At 66.2% G+C, this 18,980-nt stretch carries 21 protein-coding genes; 10 read left to right on the plus strand and 11 right to left on the minus strand.

All coding sequences use genetic code 11. The features are described from left to right. Positions 1–1,087: enolase C-terminal domain-like protein (locus tag P8X75_09840; GenBank protein MEJ1995495.1), on the plus strand; the 1,087-nt coding region annotated here is incomplete at its 5' end. 21 nt (positions 1,088–1,108) lie between these two features. Here the strand turns inward: P8X75_09840 and P8X75_09845 are convergent. The 6 genes from P8X75_09845 to P8X75_09870 form a co-directional block, all read right to left on the minus strand. After that, positions 1,109–3,187 (minus strand): FAD-dependent oxidoreductase, encoded by a 2,079-nt coding sequence (locus tag P8X75_09845; GenBank protein MEJ1995496.1) that lies wholly within the window; start codon positions 3,185–3,187, stop codon positions 1,109–1,111. A 5-nt stretch (positions 3,188–3,192) separates the two neighbouring features. Continuing rightward, positions 3,193–4,101: a nitrilase-related carbon-nitrogen hydrolase gene (locus P8X75_09850; protein MEJ1995497.1), complete on the minus strand. Its 909-nt coding sequence runs from the start codon at positions 4,099–4,101 to the stop codon at positions 3,193–3,195. Positions 4,102–4,207: 106 nt separating this feature from the next. After that, a complete protein-coding gene (locus P8X75_09855) occupies positions 4,208–5,242 on the minus strand; it encodes an extracellular solute-binding protein (protein MEJ1995498.1) in 1,035 nt (344 codons plus the stop codon). A 42-nt stretch (positions 5,243–5,284) separates the two neighbouring features. Next, positions 5,285–6,139, minus strand: a complete 855-nt coding sequence (locus P8X75_09860) for an ABC transporter permease (GenBank protein ID MEJ1995499.1) — start codon at positions 6,137–6,139, stop codon at positions 5,285–5,287. Beyond that, a complete protein-coding gene (locus P8X75_09865; protein MEJ1995500.1) occupies positions 6,139–7,083 on the minus strand; it encodes an ABC transporter permease in 945 nt (314 codons plus the stop codon). Before P8X75_09865 ends, P8X75_09860 begins: the two co-directional genes overlap by 1 nt. Positions 7,084–7,085: 2 nt before the next feature. After that, positions 7,086–8,186, minus strand: coding sequence for an ABC transporter ATP-binding protein (locus tag P8X75_09870; protein MEJ1995501.1), 1,101 nt, complete (start codon positions 8,184–8,186; stop codon positions 7,086–7,088). Between the two features lie 191 nt (positions 8,187–8,377). Between P8X75_09870 and P8X75_09875 the strand changes: the two genes are divergently transcribed. Next, positions 8,378–9,406 carry a histone deacetylase family protein gene (locus P8X75_09875; protein ID MEJ1995502.1) on the plus strand — a complete coding sequence of 343 codons (1,029 nt, stop codon included), beginning with the start codon at positions 8,378–8,380 and terminating at the stop codon, positions 9,404–9,406. A 4-nt stretch (positions 9,407–9,410) separates the two neighbouring features. Here the strand turns inward: P8X75_09875 and P8X75_09880 are convergent, their stop codons facing one another. Further along, positions 9,411–10,364, minus strand: a complete 954-nt coding sequence (locus P8X75_09880) for a D-2-hydroxyacid dehydrogenase family protein (protein ID MEJ1995503.1) — start codon at positions 10,362–10,364, stop codon at positions 9,411–9,413. Positions 10,365–10,503: 139 nt separating this feature from the next. Between P8X75_09880 and P8X75_09885 the strand changes: the two genes are divergently transcribed. The 4 genes from P8X75_09885 (at position 10,504) to P8X75_09900 (ending at position 12,687) form a co-directional block, all read left to right on the plus strand. After that, positions 10,504–10,797, plus strand: coding sequence for a hypothetical protein (locus P8X75_09885; GenBank protein MEJ1995504.1), 294 nt, complete (start codon positions 10,504–10,506; stop codon positions 10,795–10,797). Positions 10,798–10,826: 29 nt separating this feature from the next. After that, positions 10,827–11,216: a cupin domain-containing protein gene (locus tag P8X75_09890; GenBank protein MEJ1995505.1), complete on the plus strand. Its 390-nt coding sequence runs from the start codon at positions 10,827–10,829 to the stop codon at positions 11,214–11,216. A 59-nt stretch (positions 11,217–11,275) separates the two neighbouring features. Further along, complete coding sequence (locus P8X75_09895; GenBank protein MEJ1995506.1) at positions 11,276–12,031, plus strand: sulfite exporter TauE/SafE family protein; 756 nt, start codon at positions 11,276–11,278, stop codon at positions 12,029–12,031. 104 nt (positions 12,032–12,135) lie between these two features. Further along, positions 12,136–12,687, plus strand: a complete 552-nt coding sequence (locus P8X75_09900; GenBank protein ID MEJ1995507.1) for a hypothetical protein — start codon at positions 12,136–12,138, stop codon at positions 12,685–12,687. 43 nt (positions 12,688–12,730) lie between these two features. Here the strand turns inward: P8X75_09900 and P8X75_09905 are convergent, their stop codons facing one another. Both P8X75_09905 and P8X75_09910 read right to left on the minus strand, forming a co-directional pair. Further along, a complete protein-coding gene (locus P8X75_09905) occupies positions 12,731–13,480 on the minus strand; it encodes an anti-sigma factor (GenBank protein MEJ1995508.1) in 750 nt (249 codons plus the stop codon). Continuing rightward, positions 13,477–14,028, minus strand: coding sequence for a sigma-70 family RNA polymerase sigma factor (locus tag P8X75_09910; GenBank protein ID MEJ1995509.1), 552 nt, complete (start codon positions 14,026–14,028; stop codon positions 13,477–13,479). The genes P8X75_09905 and P8X75_09910 overlap by 4 nt, the downstream gene beginning before the upstream one ends. Before the next feature lie 234 nt (positions 14,029–14,262). On the opposite strand from P8X75_09910, the gene P8X75_09915 reads away from it, so the two are divergent. Beyond that, positions 14,263–14,709, plus strand: coding sequence for a hypothetical protein (locus P8X75_09915; protein MEJ1995510.1), 447 nt, complete (start codon positions 14,263–14,265; stop codon positions 14,707–14,709). Positions 14,710–14,823: 114 nt separating this feature from the next. On the opposite strand, the gene P8X75_09920 is transcribed toward P8X75_09915, so the two are convergent. Beyond that, a complete protein-coding gene (locus tag P8X75_09920; protein MEJ1995511.1) occupies positions 14,824–15,558 on the minus strand; it encodes a proteasome-type protease in 735 nt (244 codons plus the stop codon). A gap of 176 nt (positions 15,559–15,734) precedes the next feature. On the opposite strand from P8X75_09920, the gene P8X75_09925 reads away from it, so the two are divergent. The 3 genes from P8X75_09925 (at position 15,735) to P8X75_09935 (ending at position 17,898) form a co-directional block, all read left to right on the plus strand. Then, positions 15,735–16,808, plus strand: coding sequence for a tartrate dehydrogenase (locus tag P8X75_09925; protein MEJ1995512.1), 1,074 nt, complete (start codon positions 15,735–15,737; stop codon positions 16,806–16,808). After that, on the plus strand, positions 16,805–17,440 hold the full coding sequence (locus tag P8X75_09930) for a heme-binding protein (GenBank protein MEJ1995513.1): 636 nt from the start codon (positions 16,805–16,807) through the stop codon (positions 17,438–17,440). The genes P8X75_09925 and P8X75_09930 overlap by 4 nt, the downstream gene beginning before the upstream one ends. 107 nt (positions 17,441–17,547) lie before the next feature. Next, a complete protein-coding gene (locus P8X75_09935; GenBank protein ID MEJ1995514.1) occupies positions 17,548–17,898 on the plus strand; it encodes a cupin domain-containing protein in 351 nt (116 codons plus the stop codon). Between the two features lie 26 nt (positions 17,899–17,924). On the opposite strand, the gene P8X75_09940 is transcribed toward P8X75_09935, so the two are convergent. Further along, positions 17,925–18,956: an agmatine deiminase family protein gene (locus P8X75_09940; protein MEJ1995515.1), complete on the minus strand. Its 1,032-nt coding sequence runs from the start codon at positions 18,954–18,956 to the stop codon at positions 17,925–17,927. Positions 18,957–18,980: the final 24 nt, after the last annotated feature.

The following is an 18,980-nucleotide window of genomic DNA, read 5'->3' on the forward strand; positions in this document are numbered from 1 at the left end:
CCCCCGTTTCACGAAGCTGACCGTGCGCGCCGCCGACGTGCCCCTCAACCGCCCGGTGATCGCCAAGGTCGGCAGCTTTCCCAAGTGGGCCTTCATCTGCGTCGATGTGGAAACCGACGCGGGCGTGACCGGTCGCGGCTACATCGCACCTTATCTGATCGACTACGCCCCGGCCGTCGCCTCGACCATCCGCACGCTGGGCGCGCGCTTCCTGGAGCGAGAAATCGCCCCAGCCGCCTTCTACGATGAGGGCATGAAGGCGATATCGCTCCTGGGGAAATCCGGGATCGCGCTCTACGCCCTGGCGGCGCTCGACATCGCCTTCTGGGACGCCCAGGCCAAGTCCGCGGGCAAGCCGCTCGCCGAGCACCTGGGCGGCAGCATTGGGCCGGTCCCGGCCTATAACTCGACCGGCCTCTGGCTGGGAACGAATGAGGGCCTGGAAGCGCAGGCGGCAGAGCTCGTGGAACAGGGCGGGTTCTCCGCCATGAAGGTTCGCCTCGGGCGCGACAGCCTGATTGAGGACCTGGAGGCCATCGCCGCGATCCGAAGAGGGGCCGGGCGGCCAATCACGCTGCTCTCCGACTTCAATCAGGGCCTGAGCTTCCCGGCGGCCAAGGAGCGCCTCAACAGCCTCGACGACGCCGGGCTCGGCTGGTTCGAAGAGCCGATCGCCTACCATGACCTGGACAACTGCGCGGCGCTTGCGGCCATGCTGAAGACGCCGGTCATCATCGGAGAGAACTTCCACGGCCCCTACGATCAGCAGCAGGCCATCGCCAAGCGCGCCTGCGACGCGGTCATGCCCGATCTGATGCGCATCGGCGGCGTCACGGGCTGGCTGCGCGCCGCCGCCCTCGCCGAGCCGCAGGGCCTGCCGGTCTCAAGCCATCTCTTCACGGAAGTCAGCGCGCACCTGATGCGGGTCACGCCCGGCGCCCAGTGGCTGGAGTGGACGGATTGGGTCCACCCGATCCTGGCCGAGCCCTTCGAGGTCAAGGAGGGCGCGGTGGTGATCCCCGACCGGCCCGGCAATGGCATCGAGTGGAACGAGACCGGCCTGGCGAAATACGAAATCGCCTGCTGAGCCCTCGGCCCCGCCCGCGCTCTACAGCTCGGCCAGCGCCGTCACCTCCCGCTTGAAGGGCGGCTCGAACTCGGGCAGCTCCGGACCGTCCAGCTCCTCGGCATAGCGCCGCCCGGCATAGACGGCGTGGGCGATGGTGGCAGGCGCCAGCGCATCGCCGATCGCCGTCACGCTCTCGATCCCGGCTTTCGCCCAGTCGGCCTTTCGCGCGTGCAAGTCCCGCAGCAGGCTGTCGTCCGGCAGGCGCGCGGTCACCAGCACCAGGGCGTCGGTCTCGACCTCTTCCTCCCTGCCGCTGAAGACGCAGGAGAGCGTGACGCCACCGGCGGAGCCGGCTTCAAGCGCCCGGAAGAGATGCAGCGGCACGTCCTTTTCGATGAGGCGGCCCTGGATCAAGTGCTGCTCCATGGTGTTGCGGGTCCAGGTCGCGACCTCCGGCGCCGGGGTCGCAAAGCGCACCTCGTAGCCTTCGCCCGCCAGGAGCTCGGTCAGGACGGAGGCCATGTAGAAGTGATCGTCGTCCCAGACCATGACCCGCTTGCCCTTGGGCCGCTTACCGGCCATCAGGTCGTCGGGCGTCAGGATCTCCAACCCCTCACCGAATTCGAGAGGCCGCAGGTGATGGTGCGCGACCGCGTCGCGGCGCCAGTGGGCGCCGGTCGCGATGACCACGCGCGGCAGGCCCAGTTCCAGGACCGCGGCCGCATCCAGCTCGCTTTCCAGATAGAGCTGCACCTTGGGCAGGTTGAGGAACTGCTGGGCGCGGTAGTCGCGCACGCGGATCCAGGCGGAGAGGCCCGGCAACTGCGCTTCCCGCGCGACCCGGCCACCCAGTTCCTGTCCCGCCTCGGCGAGGGTCACCTCATAGCCGCGCTTGCCGAGTGCGTGGGCGCACTCCAGCCCGGCGGGCCCCGCGCCTACGACCAGCACCGGCTTCTCGCTCTCCTTCTCGCGGATGCGCTCGGGATGCCAGCCGCGCCGCCACTCCTCGCCCATGGTCGGGTTCTGGGTGCAGCGGATCGGCGCCATGGTCAGATCGCCGGAAACGCAGATGTTGCAGCCGATGCATTCGCGGATGTCCTCGAAGCGCCCCTCCTCGATCTTCTTGGGCAGGAAGGGATCGGCGATGGAGGGCCGCGCCGCGCCGATCAGGTCCAGGACGCCCTTGTTGATCAGCGAGACCATGCGGTCCGCTGAAGTGTAGCGCCCGACGCCCACCACCGGCTTGTTGGTCAGCGCCTTGATGCCGGAGATGAAGGGCTCCTCGTGCCCTTCCTCGGCGAAACGCGAGGTCATGGAGTCGTTCTCCCAACCCGCCAGCGTCACATCCCAGAGGTCGGGGATGTCGGCGATCAGGCCGATCATGTCCTCCATCTCGTTCTTCTCGAGACCCTTGGGGCCGATCAGCTCGTCCACCGAAAGGCGGCAGGGCACGGCGCAGCGGTCGCCCACCGCCTCCTTCGTGTCGATCAGCAGTTCCTTCATGAAGCGCACGCGGTTCTCAAGGCTGCCTCCGTACTCATCCGTACGGTCGTTGTAGCTGGGCGACAGGAAGTGGTGCAGGAAGCCGAGTTGGTGGGCGGCGTAGACGTAGATCAGGTCGAAGCCGCAGTCGCGCGCGCGCAGCGCCGCCTTCTTGTGCCAGCGGCGCAGGTTGCGGATGTCCTCCAGATCCATGCGCCTGGCCTGCACCGGGTCGTAGTGAAAGGTGGCGACCGGCAGGTCGGCCGGCCCCAACGGGACCTCGCGGCTGTACTGGTTGGGCGCGTTCATGCCGTTGTGGGCCAGTTCGATGCCCGCCAAGGCGCCGCCCTCGTGGATGCTGTCCGCCATGCGGCTCAGGTGGGGCATGTCCTTTTCGTCCCAGAGCCTGAGCTCGATGTAGGGGCCGATGTCGCCGGTGTGGTGGATCTCCACCTGCTCGGTGCAGACCACGGCCCAGCCGCCCTCGGCCTTGACCCGGCGGATGCCCGCGACCGCCGTGGGGTCGCGGTAGCCCATCCCGTTGCAATGCGGCACCTGATAGAAGCGGTTGCGGGCGGTGACCGGGCCAATCTGCACCGGCTCGAAAAGCACGTCGTAGCGGGAGTCGCGGGTCATGGGCCTCAGCTCTGCTTCGGGGTGACAGTGAGTTGCTCATCGCTCCAGGCGCCGGGCCAGACTTCCGCGCCCTCGCGGCGCAGACGGCGTATCTCCTTGATCGGGATATCGCGCACATGGAGCAGCGGTCCGGCCCCTTCGGTCTCCTTGAAGACGCCGGTGTCGGCGAACCGGCCGTCGAAGCCCAACTCCGGCTCGCAGGGCAGGAAGACGGCCGCGCCCGAGGTGTTGTCGCGCGGCGGATCCAGCGGCGTGGTGCCGACGCACCCGACCGCCGCCACGCAGGTGAAGAGCTCCACCGCCCGCGCCTTGGCGCAGCCGAAGACCCGCGAATAGCCGGAGAGAAAGCTGGTGTAGGAAGGCACCAGCAGCAGGTCCAGATCCGGCACTTCGCGCGCCAGACGCGCGGACACGGCGGGCAATTCCACATCGAGGCATATCAGCATGGCGCAGGTCAGGCCGTTCCAGGTGAAAGGCCGGACCTCATGGCCGACGCCCAGGAACCAGCCCTCCGGGTCCTTCTCCGAGCGCAGCAGCGCCAGTTTGTCGTGGATGATGGGGTCTTTCCGCCCCGGCACCAGGAAGTGGGCGCGGTTCAGGTATCCCTCCTCCACCGCCGCCGGCCAGGTTCCGGCGAGCAGCGCGATGCCGGTCTTGTCGACCAGCTCTTGAAGCAGCGGCAGTTGCGCGGCGCCCTCCTTGGCCATGGTGGCCACCTCGACGTTCACGTTGGCTTCCGGCTCGCAGTAGGGCAGCCAGATCTCGCTGACGTACTCCGGCATGACGAGCAGGGAAGAGCCCGCGGCCTTCGCTTCCAAAAGCGCGGCCTCGACCCGCTGGAGCCAGGCGTGACGGTCTGAGGGCACCTCGGCCATGTTCACGGCCCAGAGGGAGAGAGACAGGCTATCGGTCATGGGGCAGGCTATGTCCGGTGGGGTTCGCTGTTCAAGAGAAGGGGCGAAGGCGGCCCGATCTTGGCCTCCTCCGCCCCGGTCTTTCGGGTCCTTCCAGCCAAGCGGATTACTTGGTCAGGTCGGTCCAGATCGCGGTGTAGATGTCGTTGACCTCCTGCGGGCAGGCGGGCAGGAAGACGCCGACGTCCTTGAACTCATCGGGAATGATGATCTCAGGCGCGGTCTTCATGTCCTCCGGCATGAACTCCTCGGAGCCCTCGATGCCGTTGGCATAGCGGGCGAACTCGGAGATCAGCGCGGCGTTCTCAGGCGCCATGACGAAGTTCTGGAAGAGCTTGGCGTTCTCGACATTCTCGGCGTCCGCCAGCACCAGCACGCTGTCCATCCAGAGGGGGAAGCCCTCCTTGGGATAGCCGAACTGGATCGAGGACTTGGCGAGACGCGCGCGGAAGGCCGCACCGTTCCAGTAGGCCGAGGCGGCGAAGTCGCCACGCGGCATCTTCTCGACCAGGCCGTAGTCCATGGAGAGCCACTTGGGCTTCGCCGCGACCAGCACGTCGCGGGCCTTCTTCAGGGCTTCCTTGTCGTTCGTGCAGGGCTCGGAGCCGACGTACATCAGCGCGAGGCCGATGATGTCGCCCATCTCGGGAGCCATGTTGATCTTACCGGCCAGTTCTTCCGGCGGATCGAAGACGATCGCGGAGGTGTTGATGTCGCCGCTATAGACCTCCGTGTCGACCACCATGCCGACGCTGCCCCACTGCCAGGGAACGGAGTAGTGACGGCCCGGATCCCAAGAGGGATCGGCCCACTGAGGGGCCACATGCTTGAAGTTCTCCATCTGGTCGGGGCGGGTCTCCAGCGCGAGGCCCTCCTCGATGAAGATCTTCACGTAGTTGGCCGAGGGCACCACGAGATCGAAGCCGTGGCCGCCAGCCTGAACCTTGGCGAGCGCGGTCGAGTTGGAATCGTAGTCCGTGATGGTGACTTCGACGTCATAGGTCTGTTCGAACTTCTCAATCAGCTCGGGGCTGGTGTAGTTGCCCCAGTTGTAGAGATTGAGCTTGCCCGCGGCCTGGGCCGTACCGGCCGTCGCCAGCAGCGCGGCGGTAAAGACACCCGCCATCAATTTTGTTCGCATAACCAAAAGCCTCCTGCTTTCTTCATTAAAGTGCGCTTCATCTTAAGCGCGGCGTCGGGTGATCACAAAGAAGAGAGACACGACCACCACCGAAATGGCCAAGAGGGCCGTGGAGATCGCATTGATCTCCGGCGTGATGATCCGCCGTATCTGACCCAGCATGTAGGTCGGCAGGGTTTCCTGCCCGGCGGATTTCACGAACTCGGTGATCACCACATCGTCGAGCGAGATGACGAAGGCCAGCATGGCCCCGGCCAGGATTCCAGGCCAGAGCAGCGGCAAGGTCACTCGCGTAAAAGTCTTCCAGGGCGTCGCGTAGAGGTCCGCCGCCGCCAACTCCAGCATGCCGTCCATCGACTCCAGGCGCGCGCGGATCGGCAAGTAGGCGAAGGGGATGCAAAAGGCGGTGTGCGCGATCACCAGATAGAAGAGCCCCTGGATTCCGGTCAGCACCTTGATCATCGCGAACAGGATCAAGAGCGCCGTCGCGGTCACGATCTCCGGCACCATCAGGGGCTGGTTGATCAGGACATAGATCGCGGTCTGCCCCTTGAAGGCCTTGGTGCGCGTGGTGCCCAGCGCCGCCATGGTCGCCACCACCGTGGAGAAGAAGGAGGCCTGGACCGCCAGCACGAGCGAGCGGACGGTGGCGTCCTGCACCGCCTCGTTCTGCCAGGCGGAGACATACCACTGAAGGGAAAAACCCTCCCAGATCGCGATGTACTTGCCTGCGTTGAAGGAATAGACCACCAGCGTGATGATCGGCGCGTAGAGCAGCAGGAAGCAGATGATGGCGACCGTGGTGAAGCCCGGCAGGGTCTTCAGGTCGAAGGGCCGCCCGCGCGGGCGCGGCGCCTTCACCGCTGCAACCGTTTGTTTCTCAGCGATATCGGCCATCAGCGCGCCTCCGGGCTTTTCTGGACCGTGCGGATGTAGAACAGCAGCGCGGTCATCACGATGGCCAGAAGCGTGATGGAAAGCGCGGCGCCCAGGGGCCAGTTACGCCCGGCGCCGAACTGCAATTCGATCAGGTTGCCCAGCATCATCTTCTTGCCGCCGCCCAGGACGCGCGGCGTCACGAAGGCGCCCAGCGCCGGGACGAAGACCAGGATCGACCCGGCGATCAGGCCCGGCTTGACCAGTGGGATGATGACCCGCTTCAAGACCTGGATGCGGGTCGCATAGAGGTCGTAGGCCGCCTCCACCAGCCGGAAATCCAGCCGTTCCATCGAGGCGTAGAGCGGCAGCACCATCAGCGGCAGGTAGACATAGGTCATGCCGACCATGATGGCGAAGTCTGTGTAGAGCATCTGGATCGGCTCATCGATCACGCCCAGCCAGGTGAGCCCGGTGTTGATGAAGCCCTGATTGCGGATCACCTCCATGATCGCGAAGGTGCGGATCAGGAGGTTGGTCCAGAAAGGGATGGTGATCAGGAAAAGCCAAACGTTGCGCGACTTCGGCGGGCGCGTCGCGATGAAATAGGCGGTCGGGAACCCGAACAGCACGGTGGCGACCGTGGTCAGGAACGACAGCCAGACAGAGCGCCAGAGAATGCTCAAGTGGGCATCGGCCATGGAGACCGTGCCATCGAAGATGTCGCGCTGGAAAAAGACCTTGAACCAGGCTTCGCCGGAGAGGTTCCAGACCACGCCGCTGTACTCGCCGGGCTCCAGGAAGGAATAGATCAGAACCACGAAGAGCGGGCCGGAGGCGGCGAAGATCAGAACCGCGAGGGCCGGGGCGCACAAGAGCCAGTTGCGCCGTACCTTGCGGCGCTCGGCCTCTTCGACCATGCCCTCGCTCTCGGGGGCGGAAAGGGGTGCTGCCTGCTCCGCCATGATCAGTCCTTCAAGACCTGAACGGCGTCGGCCTTGAAGACCACGCCGACCGGCTGATCGGTCTGGAAGGGCTCCGCACTGTCGCGCAGGTTCTGGCTGCGCACCACGAACCCGTCGCCGTCGGGCAGGTGCACGTGATAGTGGGTGTCGGTACCCATGTAGACGATGGTCTTGAGGGTGCCGCCCAGCTGCGCGTCGTCCCCGTCCGGCGTCGAAGCCAGCGTTGCGTGCTCGGGACGGATGACGGCGGTCACCTTGCCGCTTGGCGTCAGCCCTTCGGGCAGGTCGGCGGCGACCTCCCGCCCGGAGGAGAGTTTAAGGCGCGCGCGCCGTCCCTCGACCGAGACGACCTCGGCGGTCAGGAAGTTGGTGTCGCCGATGAAGTCCGCCACGAAGCGCTCGGCCGGGTGGTCGTAGATCTGACGCGGCGAGCCGATCTGCAGGATCTTGCCCTGGCTCATCACCGCGACCCGGTCGGACATGGTGAGCGCTTCTTCCTGGTCATGCGTGACGAAGATGAAGGTGATGCCGGTTTCGTGCTGCAGGCGCTTCAGCTCGATCTGCATGTCCTTGCGCAGCTTGTAGTCCAGCGCCGACAGCGGCTCGTCCAGCAGCAGGACCTTGGGCCGGGGCGCCAGAGCGCGGGCAAGGGCCACGCGCTGCTGCTGTCCGCCGGAAATCTGGTCGGTGCGGCGGTCGCGCAGCTGCTCCATGCGCACCAGTTTCAGCATCGCCGAGACCGTCTGCTTGATCTCATCGGCTGGCTTGCCCTGCATCTCCAGGCCGAACCCGATGTTCTGCGCCACCGTCATGTGCGGAAAGAGCGCGTAGGACTGGAACACCGTGTTGACCGAGCGCTCGTAAGGCGGCAGGCGGGAGATGTCCTGACCATGCAGGAGAATGCTGCCGGAGGTCGGTTGGTCGAACCCGGCGATCAGGCGCAGGAGCGTGGTCTTGCCACAGCCCGAGGGGCCCAGCAGGGTGAAGAACTCGTTTTCGCGGATGTTGACCGATACGTCGTCCAATGCCCTGACGGCATCCTGACCGCCACCGAAAACCTTTGTGACCCCGCTGGCTTCAATGGCGATAGAGCTTTCTGACATGGGCACCGGATTTTTGCTCCCCGCTGTTTTTGCGCCGCAATATGATTGCTGAGTAAAACACGGTAGCGCAAGCGCCGCCGCTCTGCCAGGGGTCACAAAGCCTCCCTCTCTACAGCGGTCTGTACAGCGGCGCGGCGCCGCGCCATGCTCGCTGCCTGAACACCCGGACAAGGAAAGGATGAGAGAGCGCCATGCTGACCGTGCAGACCGAAAAGCACCGCCTGCGCAACTCCAAGACCGAGCTTTACGGCGGGACGCTGGTGCCGCCCTTCGAGTGCCCGGAGCGGGTCGAGATCATCATGAAGCGCATCTCGGAGGTGGGGCTCGGCGAGGTGATCGAACCTGAGTCCTTCGGCATGGCCCCGATTGAGCGCATCCACGACAAGGGCTTCCTCGATTTCCTCGCGACCTGCTGGAGCGAGTGGCAGGCCGAGGGCTTCAAGGGCGAGGCCATCGCCCCCAACTGGCCGGCCCGCCGCATGGCCCAGCGGGTGCCCAACCACGTGGACGGAAAGATCGGCTACTACGCGCTCGCGACCGAGACTTCGATCTCGGAGGGAACCTGGGAAGCCGCGCTGGCCGCCGCCGACGTGGCGCTGACGGCGCGCAAGAAGATCAGCGAGGGCGCGCGCGGCGCCTTCGCGCTCTGCCGCCCGCCCGGACACCACGCCGCCTCGGACCTGTTCGGCGGCTACTGCTTCTTGAACAACGCCGCCATCGCCGCCCAGGCCTGGCGCGACGAGGGCGCGGAGCGGGTCGCGGTGCTGGATGTGGACTTCCACCACGGCAACGGCACGCAGGACATCTTCTATCAGCGCGACGACGTGCTCTTCGTCTCCCTCCATGGCGAGCCGGAGAACGCCTTTCCCTATTTCCTCGGCTACGCCGACGAGACGGGCGCGGGCAAGGGCGAGGGCTTCAACATCAACTACCCTCTGCCGGAGAAGACCGGCTTCGAGCGCTGGAGCGAGTGCCTGGAGGACGCCTGCCGGAAGATCGCCGACTACGGGCCGGACGCGCTGGTGGTCTCGCTCGGCGTCGATACCTTCAAGGAGGACCCGATCTCCTTCTTCAAGCTGGATAGCGACGACTACCTCACCTATGGCGAGCGCATCGGCAAGATGGGCCTGCCGACGCTGTTCTGCATGGAGGGCGGCTACGCCGTGGAACAGGTAGGGATCAACACGGTCAACGTGCTTCAGGGCTTCGAACAGGCCTAGGGCCTCAGCCCTTCATCTCGCGCAGCGGCTGGCCCGCCAGCCAGGCTTCGATGTTCTCGACCGTCTGGCGGTAGAAGGTGGTGTAGTTCTCCCGGCTGACATAGCCCACGTGGGGCGTCAGCAGCAGTTGAGGGTGCCGCCGGATCGGGTCGTCCTCGGGCAGGGGCTCCTCCTCGAAGACGTCGAGCGCTGCCGTCGCCGCCGGGTTGGCGTCCAGCCAGGCGAACAGGGCCTGCCGCTCCACGATGGAGGCGCGCGAGGTGTTTATCAGGGCCGCGTCAGGCTTCATGCGAGCGAAGGCCTCGGCGTTCATAAGGCCCTCGGTGCGCGCCGAGGGACGCGTGTGGATGGTCACGAAATCCGCCTCTTCGAGAAGCGCGGAGAGGCTCTCGCGCTTGGTGACCCCCAGCTCGTCGCAGCGCTCTTGCGTCAGGTTCTGGCTCCAGGCGGAGACCTTCATGCCCAGCGGCTTGACCAGTTCGGCCATGCGCCCGCCGAGACGGCCGAGGCCGATGATGCCGAGTTCGGCGTCCTTCAGGTCCCGGCCGAGACCCACCTGCCAGCCGCCCTCGCGCACGGAAAGCGCCTGGGGCAACAGCCGGCGGGAGAGGGCCAGCAGAAGCGTCAGCGCCAGCTCGGAAGTGGCGAAGGCCGAGGAATCGGTGCCGCAGACGGTGACGCCGCGCCCCTTCGCCGCCGCCACGTCGATGGAGGCGTTACGGTGTCCGGTCGAGACGATCAGTTTCAGGTTGGGCAGACGCTCCAGCAGCGCGGCGGGAAGCGGCGTGCGTTCGCGCATGGCGCAGATGACCTCGAAGGGTTCCAGCCGCTCCACGAGAGCCTCTTCATCGGTGATGGTGTCGCGGAACACCTCGATCTCCGCCTTTTCCTCAAGGCGGCTCCAGTCCGCCAGGTCGAGCGCCACACCCTGATAGTCGTCCAGAACCGCGATGCGCATCCTGCAATCTCTCCCGCCAGTCATGTTCTTCCTGAGCCGCCAGTAGAGACCCCGGCATGCCGCTCTGGCAAGTGGCGGCAGCCGCGACGGCTTGATATGATTCTTCGTCTATCCCAGCAGACGCGGAAGGATCCCGGCCATGGAAGACCGGAGCTACGCCCTTCTCCACGACGACCACGGCGAGGCCCGGATCGTGCGGCTGGAAGCCGCCGGTGGCGGCGGCTGGCGCGCGGTCGATCTGGAGCGCGCGGAACAGCCGCATGTGCTGGAACCCTGGGAGATTCTGCACCCTCACGAGATCGCGACCCGCCGCCTCACCCTCGAAGAGGCCCGTCAGGCCTTGAAGGAATGGAAGGCGGCCTTCCATCTCTCGCAGTCCTACGTGGTCAGGCCCTTCAGCCCTTTGCGGGCCTGGACCGACAAGTGGGGCTGAGCAACCCTGAGCCCAAAAGGAAGCCGGCCATGAAGCTCTCCGTCAGCCGCGCCAAGGACAGCCGTTTCGAGGGCGGCGGCCTGCGCAGTTTCTTCGAGTACCGCGATCTCGGCATCAAGCAGGCGACCGGCGGCAAGGCCGGGGCCCATGTGATCCGCGCCATCCCCGGCAAGCACGCGGAGGGGGAGACCCACCGCCACGCCCTCGACTTCCAGATGGTCTACATCCTGAAGGGCTGGGTCCGCTTCTGGTACGAGGGAGAGGGCGAGGTCCTGCTGGAGCCCGGCGACTGCGTCCACCAGCCGCCCGGCATCGTCCATCAGGAGCTGGAGCACTCCGACGACCTGGAGCTGATCGAGATCACCCTGCCCGCCGAATTCGAGACGAAACCAGCGGCGCGCAACAAGGCCGCGGAATAGGCGCGAACCGGAAAGTTTTTGAGCGACGCAGCCGGGGAGAATGAGCTAGATAGCTCATCATGCTCGAATCGCTCCCCCCCTTGTCGGCCCTCGCGCTCGCAGCCTTCGGACTCTTCGCCGGCGGACTGGTGAAGGGTGTCGTGGGAATCGGCCTGCCGCTGATCGCCGTGCCGGTGATCGCGCTGGTCTTTCCGGTGCCGGTCGCCGTCTCGGTGCTGGCGCTGCCGATCCTGGGCAGCAACCTGCTCCAGACCCGCCAAGGCGTCGGGCCGAAGCCCGCGTTGGAGCGCTTCTGGATTCTGATCCTCTGCCTCATCGTGGGCATCCTGGCGGGCGCGCAGATGCTGGTGGCGCTGGACGAGGCGCGCCTCAATCTGGTGCTGGGCGGCCTGCTGCTGAGCTTCGTCGCCCTGCAACTGCTGCCGCTCAGGATCGAGGTGCCGCCGGGGCGCGAACGCCCCGTGGGCGTGGTGGTCGGGCTCGCCGCCGGACTGGTGGGCGGGCTCTCCTCCTTCTACGGGCCGCTGCTGGTCATGTTCCTCATGACCCTGCGCCTGCCCAAGGAGACCTTCATCCCCTCGATAGCGCTGCTTTATCTCATCGGCGGATCGACGCTCTACGCAAGTCTTGCCGCCTACTCCTTCCTCACGCCGCCGGTGCTGCTCGCCTCGCTGGCGGGCTTCGCGCCGGTCTATCTGGGTCTGGAGATCGGAAAGCGGCTGCGGGGCCACCTTGATGAAACGCTCTTCATGCGGGCGGTTCAACTGGTCCTGGCCGTGATCGGCCTCTCGATGATCGGCAAGACCCTGATCTGATCTTTCGCGCTGTCGCAAGAAAACCCCTTTGGCCTTGGCGGGCCACCCCGCCTAGGATGGACGCTGGCGATGCGAAACCTGGGAGAGGGAGCTTCGAGACAAGCATGCTGAAGACAGGAGGAGTCCGTCTGGCCGCCGCCGCGCTTCTGAGCCTTTCCGCCTGCGCGGGAGGTGGTTCGGAAGGGGGCTCAGGAGGAGCGCAGACCGCAAGCCAGCCGCCAGTCGGTGAGCCCACGGCGGTGCTGGCCGGGCCGGAGGCGCTCACCATTCCCGAATACGGGCTGGAGCCGGGGCCGCGCACGCGCCACCGCAAACCGCTGTTCGATCTTCTGTCCTGTAGCGCAGGCGCGGGCGAAACCTGCCGCGGACGCTATCGCTTCGAGGCCGATCCCGGCTTCCAGATCTGCTGGATGAACTACGATCTCGTGACCCAGGAAGGCCGCGTCCGCTTCGTTGCGGAACCGGCCGACTTCGTGGCGAACGACCCCCAGTCGCCGGACCGCTTCCAGGCGCAGGAGGTCCTGATCGAAGCCGAGGGCGGCAGCTTCTCCTCAGCGGAGATCCGGGTTGAGAACGGGTATTTCTGGCTGCTGCCCATGAGCTCCGACGAAAACGACCGCCGCGCGCTCGGCTGCCGGATGCCCAACAGGGGCTAGGGCGCCGCATTCGCCGCCACAGTCGCCGCCGCATTGGCCGCCATCAGCGCTCGCCGATACGCTCCAGTTTGCCGGTCATCAGAACCGGGCCGCTCGGCAAGCCGGTCTTGGACCCGCCCTTGGGCTCCATGCTGACCGCCAGGGTCAGGCCGGTCCGGCCCTGCAGGTTCGGCGGCAAGGGAATCTCGGCACTTCCGCGCCCGTCGAGCAGACCGAGCGAGCGCGGGGCGCCGGTCTCGCTGGTGATGGCCCAAAGCTCCAGCGAGCGGTCCCTCGGCACCGTGATCGGCGTCAGGGGCCGCACCATGGCCCGGTTGAGCGACGCGTCGATCAGAAGGCTCGGCTGCGCCTGCTCGCCTTGCAGGACAGCGACGTAGACGATTTCCCGCTCGCGCTCCATCCCCGGCAGACCCAGCACGATGTAGATCACCAAGGCGGCGGTCGCGGTCGCCATGGCGGCGGTCGCCAAACGCCAGCGCCGGACCCTCGCCGTGAGCTGCGTAGTGAGCGCCTGGAGAGCGGCGTCCACCGCGCTCAGCGGCTCTTCGGCCAACGGCAGGTCATGCTCCCGGACTTGCGGCTGGATCCGCGCCCAGAGAGTCGGGGGCGCGGGCACCTCTTCGGGTTCCCCCAGCGTGGTCAAAAGGCGGTCTTCCCAGGCGGCCAGCAGGGCGCGCGCTTCGCCGCTCTCCTGGAGGAGCGCCTCGAAACGCTGCCGGTCCTCGCCCTCGAGAGTCCCGAGGGCGTAGAGGGCGGCGAGCTCGTCCCAATCGTCTTCCGGCGTGTCGCTCATCGGGAGAGGCACTCCTTAAGGGCCGCCAAACCGCGCCGGATCCAGGACTTCACCGTGCCGAGCGGCGCGGTCATTGCGCTCGACACCTCCTCTTGCGTCAGGCCGCCATGATAGGCCATGCGGATCGCCCGCGCCTGATCGTCGCTCAGTTCCTCAAGACAGGCGTGCAGCGCACCGGCTTCCTCGTTCATGGCCGCCGACGCCTCGGGGTCGGGCGCCTTCGGATCGGGCGCGCGCTCGTCCAGCGGGTCGGACGAAAGCTCCGTCCTGAGCAACCTGCGGCGTTGATCGATCGCCCGGTAACGCAGGATCGACAGCATCCAGGCCTTGGCCGAACCTTTGCGCGCAGCGAAGGTCGGCGCGTTCTGCCAAATCTGGATGTAGGCATCCTGGGTCACGTCCTCGGCCAGTTGTCTGTCACCAAGGATACGCAGCGCCGCGCCGAAAAGTTGCGAAGAGGTGAGGGCATAGAGGCGCTCGAACGCCAGGGCGTCCGTGGCCGCGCAGGCCGAGATCAAGGATTCCAGTTCGCCCTGCGGCGCCGCCATGCTGCCTCCCATTCCCCCGTAAAAGGGGCTCCCAAAAGGAAAGATAGCGGAATTCTGAGAATTCTCCATCCTTCTACTACCCCTGGACCTCTTTTTACTTCCTGGGAGAAAATTTCGACTCTGCTGCATCCGTGCTGGTGGCCGGCCCGTAACGTCTTCTGATCGGCGGGCAAGGTCTCTTGCCGTCGCGCCGGTCAAGGAAGGACCCTCAACTGTCATGGAGTGACGCAGAACATGTTTGAGACTTTGATGAAGAAGCCCCTCACCTCCGCCCCGGCGCTGGCCTCCGCCGCGCTGGCCCTGGCGGTCCTGGCTTCCCCCGCCGCGGCCGATCACCTGAAGATCGAGACAGAGGGCGTGAAAGCCATGGACGGCGCCCTGGTCTTTCCCATGGTGAAGATCGACAAGCCGGGCTTTCTGGTGATCCACGCCGTCAAGGACGGCAAGCCGGTGGTCCCCGGCAGCCTTGGCAGCGCCTACATCGGCGCGGGCACGACCGGCGATGTGATGGTCAAGCTTTCCGAAGCTCCCATGATGGATGCCACCTACATCGCGATGCTGCATGAAGACAGTGGCCAGAAGGGGGTCTACGAGTTCGGCGAAGGCATGACCGACGTCGATCTCCCGGCCATGAAGGGCGACGGCACCCCCTACGCCGTTCCGGTGAAGCCCGGCATGTAAGCCTGCCGGGCCTTAGGGCGCACCAAGGCCTGATCGAGGGCGGGGAGGAGCGCCGGCGGCCGAACCGGAAGGCGAGGCAGCCGGCGCTTCTTCTCTCTCTCTCTCTCGTTCTTCTCAGATATCGAACTCGTCGATCGTGCTGAAGGCGTTGCGCAGCGCCTTGGACCAGTCGTCCGACAGTTTCTTGAAGTAGGGGTCGTCCTGTTCGACCCGGCGCATGCGGTCCACCTTCAAGGTGTCGCTGTTGTAGAGCAGCAGGTCGATGGGCATGCCCACGGAAAGATTGGAGCGCAGGGTCGAATCGAAAGACAGCAGCACCATTTTCGCCGCCTCCCCCAAGCGCATGTCGGGCTTGGCGACCCGGTCCAGGATCGGCTTGCCGTACTTGTGCTCGCCGATCTGGAAGAAGGGCGTATCCGGCCCGGCCTCGATGAAGTTCCCCGCCGAGTAGACTTGAAAGAGACGCGGGCGCTCCTTGCCGATCTGACCGCCCAGGATGAAGGAGACCGAGAAGGACTCGCCGTTCTTGGCCAGCGCCTCGCCGTCTGTTTCCTTCACCTTGTGAATGGCCCGTCCGACCGCGCGCGCCGCCTGGAACATGGTGGTCGCGCTGTAGAGCGTCGCCTCGCCCGCCTTGGGCTTGGCCGAGGCCTCTTCGGTCAAGAGGCTGACCACCGCCTGGGTGACGGCGAGGTTCCCGGCGGTCAGCAGGACGATCACGCGCTCCTCCGGCTTTTCCCAGACGTGCAGCTTCTTGAAGGCGCTGATGTTGTCGAACCCGGCGTTGGTCCGGGTGTCCGCCGCGAACACCAGGCCCCGGTCCAATAGAATGCCGACACAATAGGTCATCGACTCGGAGACTCCTGAAAACAGGCCGGGAGAATACAGCGAAACGCATGAGGGATGAAAAGGGTATTCGCTGCCTCACCGCTGATTCTCCGGCAGCCCGCTTGCCGGGGAGCGGCGCGAGCGCCTAGGCTTGCCGCGGAGCGGATTCGGAACAGCCAGGACAGCGGAGAGGCGGCATGACCAGCAACGATTTCAGGATCGCGGTGATCGCGGGCGACGGCATCGGCAAGGAGGTGATGCCCGAGGGCCTGCGCGCCCTGGAGGCCGCCGCGAAGAAGTACGACATCGGTCTCAGCTTCGATGAGTTCGACTTCGCCTCGGCCGACTACTACCAGAAGCACGGGCAGATGATGCCCGACGACTGGAAGGAAAAGATCGGCGGCCACGACGCGATCTACTTCGGCGCGGTCGGCTGGCCCGAAGTCGTGCCCGATCACATCTCGCTCTGGGGTTCGCTGATCCAGTTCCGGCGGGAGTTCGACCAGTACGTGAACCTGCGGCCCGTGCGTCTCATGCCCGGCGTTCCCTGCCCGCTGGCAGGCCGCGAGCCGGGCGACATCGACTTCTTCGTGGTGCGCGAGAACACAGAGGGCGAGTACTCCTCCATCGGCGGCAAGATGTTCCCCGGCACCGAGCGCGAGGTGGTGGTGCAGGAGACCGTGATGACCCGCATCGGGGTCGACCGCATCCTGCGCTACGCCTTCGATCTGGCGAAGACGCGGCCGCGCCGCCACCTGACCTCGGCCACCAAGTCCAACGGCATCTCCATCACCATGCCCTATTGGGACGAGCGGGTGGAGGCCATGGCGGAGAACTACCCCGACGTCACCTGGGACAAGTATCACATCGACATCCTGACCGCGCAGTTCGTCATGAACCCGCAGCGCTTCGACGTGGTGGTGGCCTCCAACCTCTTCGGCGACATCCTCTCCGACCTGGGGCCCGCCTGCACCGGCACCATCGGCATCGCGCCCTCGGGCAACATCAATCCGGAGGGCGACTTCCCCTCCCTGTTCGAGCCGGTGCACGGCTCCGCGCCCGACATCGCCGGGAAAGGCATCGCCAATCCCGTGGGGCAGATCTGGGCGGGCGCCATGATGCTCGACCACCTGGGCCACGCCGAGGCGGGCGCCGCCATGGTGAAGGCCTGCGAGAAGATCCTGGCTGAAGAGGCGCTGCGCACCGGCGACCTGGGCGGCAAGGCCGACACCGTCACCTGCGGCAAGGCCATCGCCGAGGCCCTCGATTGAGCCGCCGCAAGGGCTGGCGAAAGGGCCTGAAGGTGACCGGCATCCTGATCGGGATAGCGCTGCTTCTGGCCGTGGCCGCGGTCGGGCTCTACTTCTTCGTGATGAGCAACGTGGAGAAACCCGCCTACAGCCTCGTCGAGCAGCAGGGCAGCTTCGAGATTCGCGACTACCCGGCGCTGGTCGTGGCCGAGGTGACCCGGCAGGGCGAGAGGTACGACGCGCTGCGCGCGGGCTTCAGGCCGCTCGCCTCCTACATCTTCGCCAAGGAAAGAGAGGGCGAGAAGATCGCCATGACCGCCCCGGTCACGCAAGATGTCTCGGCAGAGGGCGGGGAGAAGACCTGGACCGTGCGCTTCATCATGCCCTCTGGCTATGGGCTTGAGGACCTGCCCGCGCCGGCGGGCCAGGATGTCCGGCTGACCGGACTGCCCGCCCAGCGCCGCGCCGCCGTGCACTTTTCCGGGGTGGCGAGCGACGCCCTGATCGCCGAGCAGGAAGCAAAGCTGCGCGACTGGCTGGCGGCAAAGGGCCTCTCGCCCGAAGGGTCGCCCACCTACGCCTACTACAACGACCCCTGGACGCCCGGCCCCCTCAGGCGCAACGAGGTGCTGTTCGACCTGCCGAAGCCCTGAAAGCCGAAACCCTGAAAGCCGGATGGACAGCGCGCGGCGCGTTTGCTCTGCTATCCACCCCACCCAACAGGACGAACAGGAGCAGGAAGACAATGGCTAAAGGTGTGATGCGACTCTTGCCGGACGGCAACCCGGATGTTGGCTGGTCGAAATCGGAGCTGACCCCGCCGGAGGCCTTCACGACCAGCGACAAGACCGAGATCATCAGCGAGTACCATACCAGCAGCGACGAACGGATCCTGGTCGGGGTCTGGGAGTGCGCGCCCTGCCGGGAAGAGATAGACGCCTATCCGGTCGACGAGCTCATGTCGGTCATCTCCGGGTCGGTCACGCTGACGCGCGAGGACGGCAGCAGCGAGACCTTCACGAAGGGCGACCACTTCTTCATCGCCAAGGGGACCAAGTGCGTCTGGGAAATCACCGAGACGCTGCGCAAGTACTACATGATCGCCCAGTAGGGGCCCGGCTGCTTGTAAGGGGTTGGCTAATAGGCCGCTGGTGCGCTGGTCGGCATCGGTTCCTGCTGCGTGATGCAGTGGATGCCGCCGCCGCCCACGGCCACGTCCAGGATGCCCACCGCCACGATCTCCCGGTCGGGGAAGGCCTCCTCCAGCACCTCGCGCGCCCAGGCGTCTTCCGGGACGCCGTACTCCGGCATCACGATCCCGCCGTTGGCGATGTAGAAGTTCACATAGCTGGCGCAGAAGCGCTCCCCCCTGTGGTTAGCCGAGAGCGCGTCCGGCATCTCCAGAATCCTGAGCTCACGGCCCCGCGCGTCGCTGGCCGCGGCCAGCGCGTCGAGGTTTTCCTGCTTGGCCACGGCCCAGGGATCGCCCGGCTGGCTGGCCGTGGTCGCCAGCACCAGACCCGGCGCCGCGAAGACCGCGATGCCGTCGACATGGCCGTCGGTCTCGACCTCCTCCTCGTCGCCCGGCAGCCAGACCACCTTGTCGGCGCCAAGCTGGTCCATCAACTCGCGCTCGATCTCCTGCAGGGTCCAGTCAGGGTTCCGGTTCCGGTTCGGAAAGCAGCTGAGCGTGGTCAGGATCGTGCCTTGCCCGTCCGTGCTGATCCCGCCGCCCTCCGCCGTCAGGCGGGAGGCTGAGCGCGGCACCCCGGCTTTCGCGATCACCGCGGCGGCAAAGGCGTTGTCATGATCGTAGGGGCTGTACTTCCCGCCCCAGGCGTTGAACTGGAAATCCACGCCCAGGCGGCCGCCGTCCGGATGGACCAGGAAACAGGGACCGGCGTCCCGCGACCAGGAATCGTCGATCGGCACGGGAAAGAGGTCGATATCCTCCCCCAGTAGGCCCCGCGCCAGCGCCTCATCCTCCGGGTGCACCGCCATCACCAGCGGCTCGAAGCGCCGGATGGCCTGCGCCACGGCGGCGTAATCGCGATAGGTCGCCTCCATGTCCGGCCAGACCTCGGCCCGGCGCGGCCACATCATCCAGCAGCGCAGGTGGGGCTCCCACTCCGCCGGCATGCGGTAACCTTGTTCCTTCGGTGTCGCCATGCTGCAAGTCTCCTCCATCACGGC

The organism is Limibacillus sp. (genome assembly GCA_037379885.1).
Taxonomy (GTDB): Bacteria; Pseudomonadota; Alphaproteobacteria; order Kiloniellales; family CECT-8803; genus JARRJC01.

Excerpts from the sequence above, each read along its gene's own strand:
- P8X75_09920 (MEJ1995511.1), bottom strand. The coding sequence starts at position 15,558 with ATGACCTATTGTGTCGGCATTCTATTGGACCGGGGCCTGGTGTTCGCG.
- P8X75_09915 (MEJ1995510.1), top strand. The coding sequence starts at position 14,263 with ATGTTTGAGACTTTGATGAAGAAGCCCCTCACCTCCGCCCCGGCGCTG.
- P8X75_09895 (MEJ1995506.1), top strand. The coding sequence starts at position 11,276 with ATGCTCGAATCGCTCCCCCCCTTGTCGGCCCTCGCGCTCGCAGCCTTC.
- P8X75_09865 (MEJ1995500.1), bottom strand. The coding sequence starts at position 7,083 with ATGGCGGAGCAGGCAGCACCCCTTTCCGCCCCCGAGAGCGAGGGCATG.
- P8X75_09855 (MEJ1995498.1), bottom strand. The coding sequence starts at position 5,242 with ATGCGAACAAAATTGATGGCGGGTGTCTTTACCGCCGCGCTGCTGGCG.
- P8X75_09845 (MEJ1995496.1), bottom strand. The coding sequence starts at position 3,187 with ATGACCCGCGACTCCCGCTACGACGTGCTTTTCGAGCCGGTGCAGATT.
- P8X75_09910 (MEJ1995509.1), bottom strand. The coding sequence starts at position 14,028 with ATGGCGGCGCCGCAGGGCGAACTGGAATCCTTGATCTCGGCCTGCGCG.
- P8X75_09880 (MEJ1995503.1), bottom strand. The coding sequence starts at position 10,364 with ATGCGCATCGCGGTTCTGGACGACTATCAGGGTGTGGCGCTCGACCTG.
- P8X75_09870 (MEJ1995501.1), bottom strand. The coding sequence starts at position 8,186 with ATGTCAGAAAGCTCTATCGCCATTGAAGCCAGCGGGGTCACAAAGGTT.
- P8X75_09925 (MEJ1995512.1), top strand. The coding sequence starts at position 15,735 with ATGACCAGCAACGATTTCAGGATCGCGGTGATCGCGGGCGACGGCATC.
- P8X75_09885 (MEJ1995504.1), top strand. The coding sequence starts at position 10,504 with ATGGAAGACCGGAGCTACGCCCTTCTCCACGACGACCACGGCGAGGCC.
- P8X75_09940 (MEJ1995515.1), bottom strand. The coding sequence starts at position 18,956 with ATGGCGACACCGAAGGAACAAGGTTACCGCATGCCGGCGGAGTGGGAG.
- P8X75_09850 (MEJ1995497.1), bottom strand. The coding sequence starts at position 4,101 with ATGACCGATAGCCTGTCTCTCTCCCTCTGGGCCGTGAACATGGCCGAG.
- P8X75_09905 (MEJ1995508.1), bottom strand. The coding sequence starts at position 13,480 with ATGAGCGACACGCCGGAAGACGATTGGGACGAGCTCGCCGCCCTCTAC.
- P8X75_09875 (MEJ1995502.1), top strand. The coding sequence starts at position 8,378 with ATGCTGACCGTGCAGACCGAAAAGCACCGCCTGCGCAACTCCAAGACC.
- P8X75_09860 (MEJ1995499.1), bottom strand. The coding sequence starts at position 6,139 with ATGGCCGATATCGCTGAGAAACAAACGGTTGCAGCGGTGAAGGCGCCG.
- P8X75_09900 (MEJ1995507.1), top strand. The coding sequence starts at position 12,136 with ATGCTGAAGACAGGAGGAGTCCGTCTGGCCGCCGCCGCGCTTCTGAGC.
- P8X75_09935 (MEJ1995514.1), top strand. The coding sequence starts at position 17,548 with ATGCGACTCTTGCCGGACGGCAACCCGGATGTTGGCTGGTCGAAATCG.
- P8X75_09890 (MEJ1995505.1), top strand. The coding sequence starts at position 10,827 with ATGAAGCTCTCCGTCAGCCGCGCCAAGGACAGCCGTTTCGAGGGCGGC.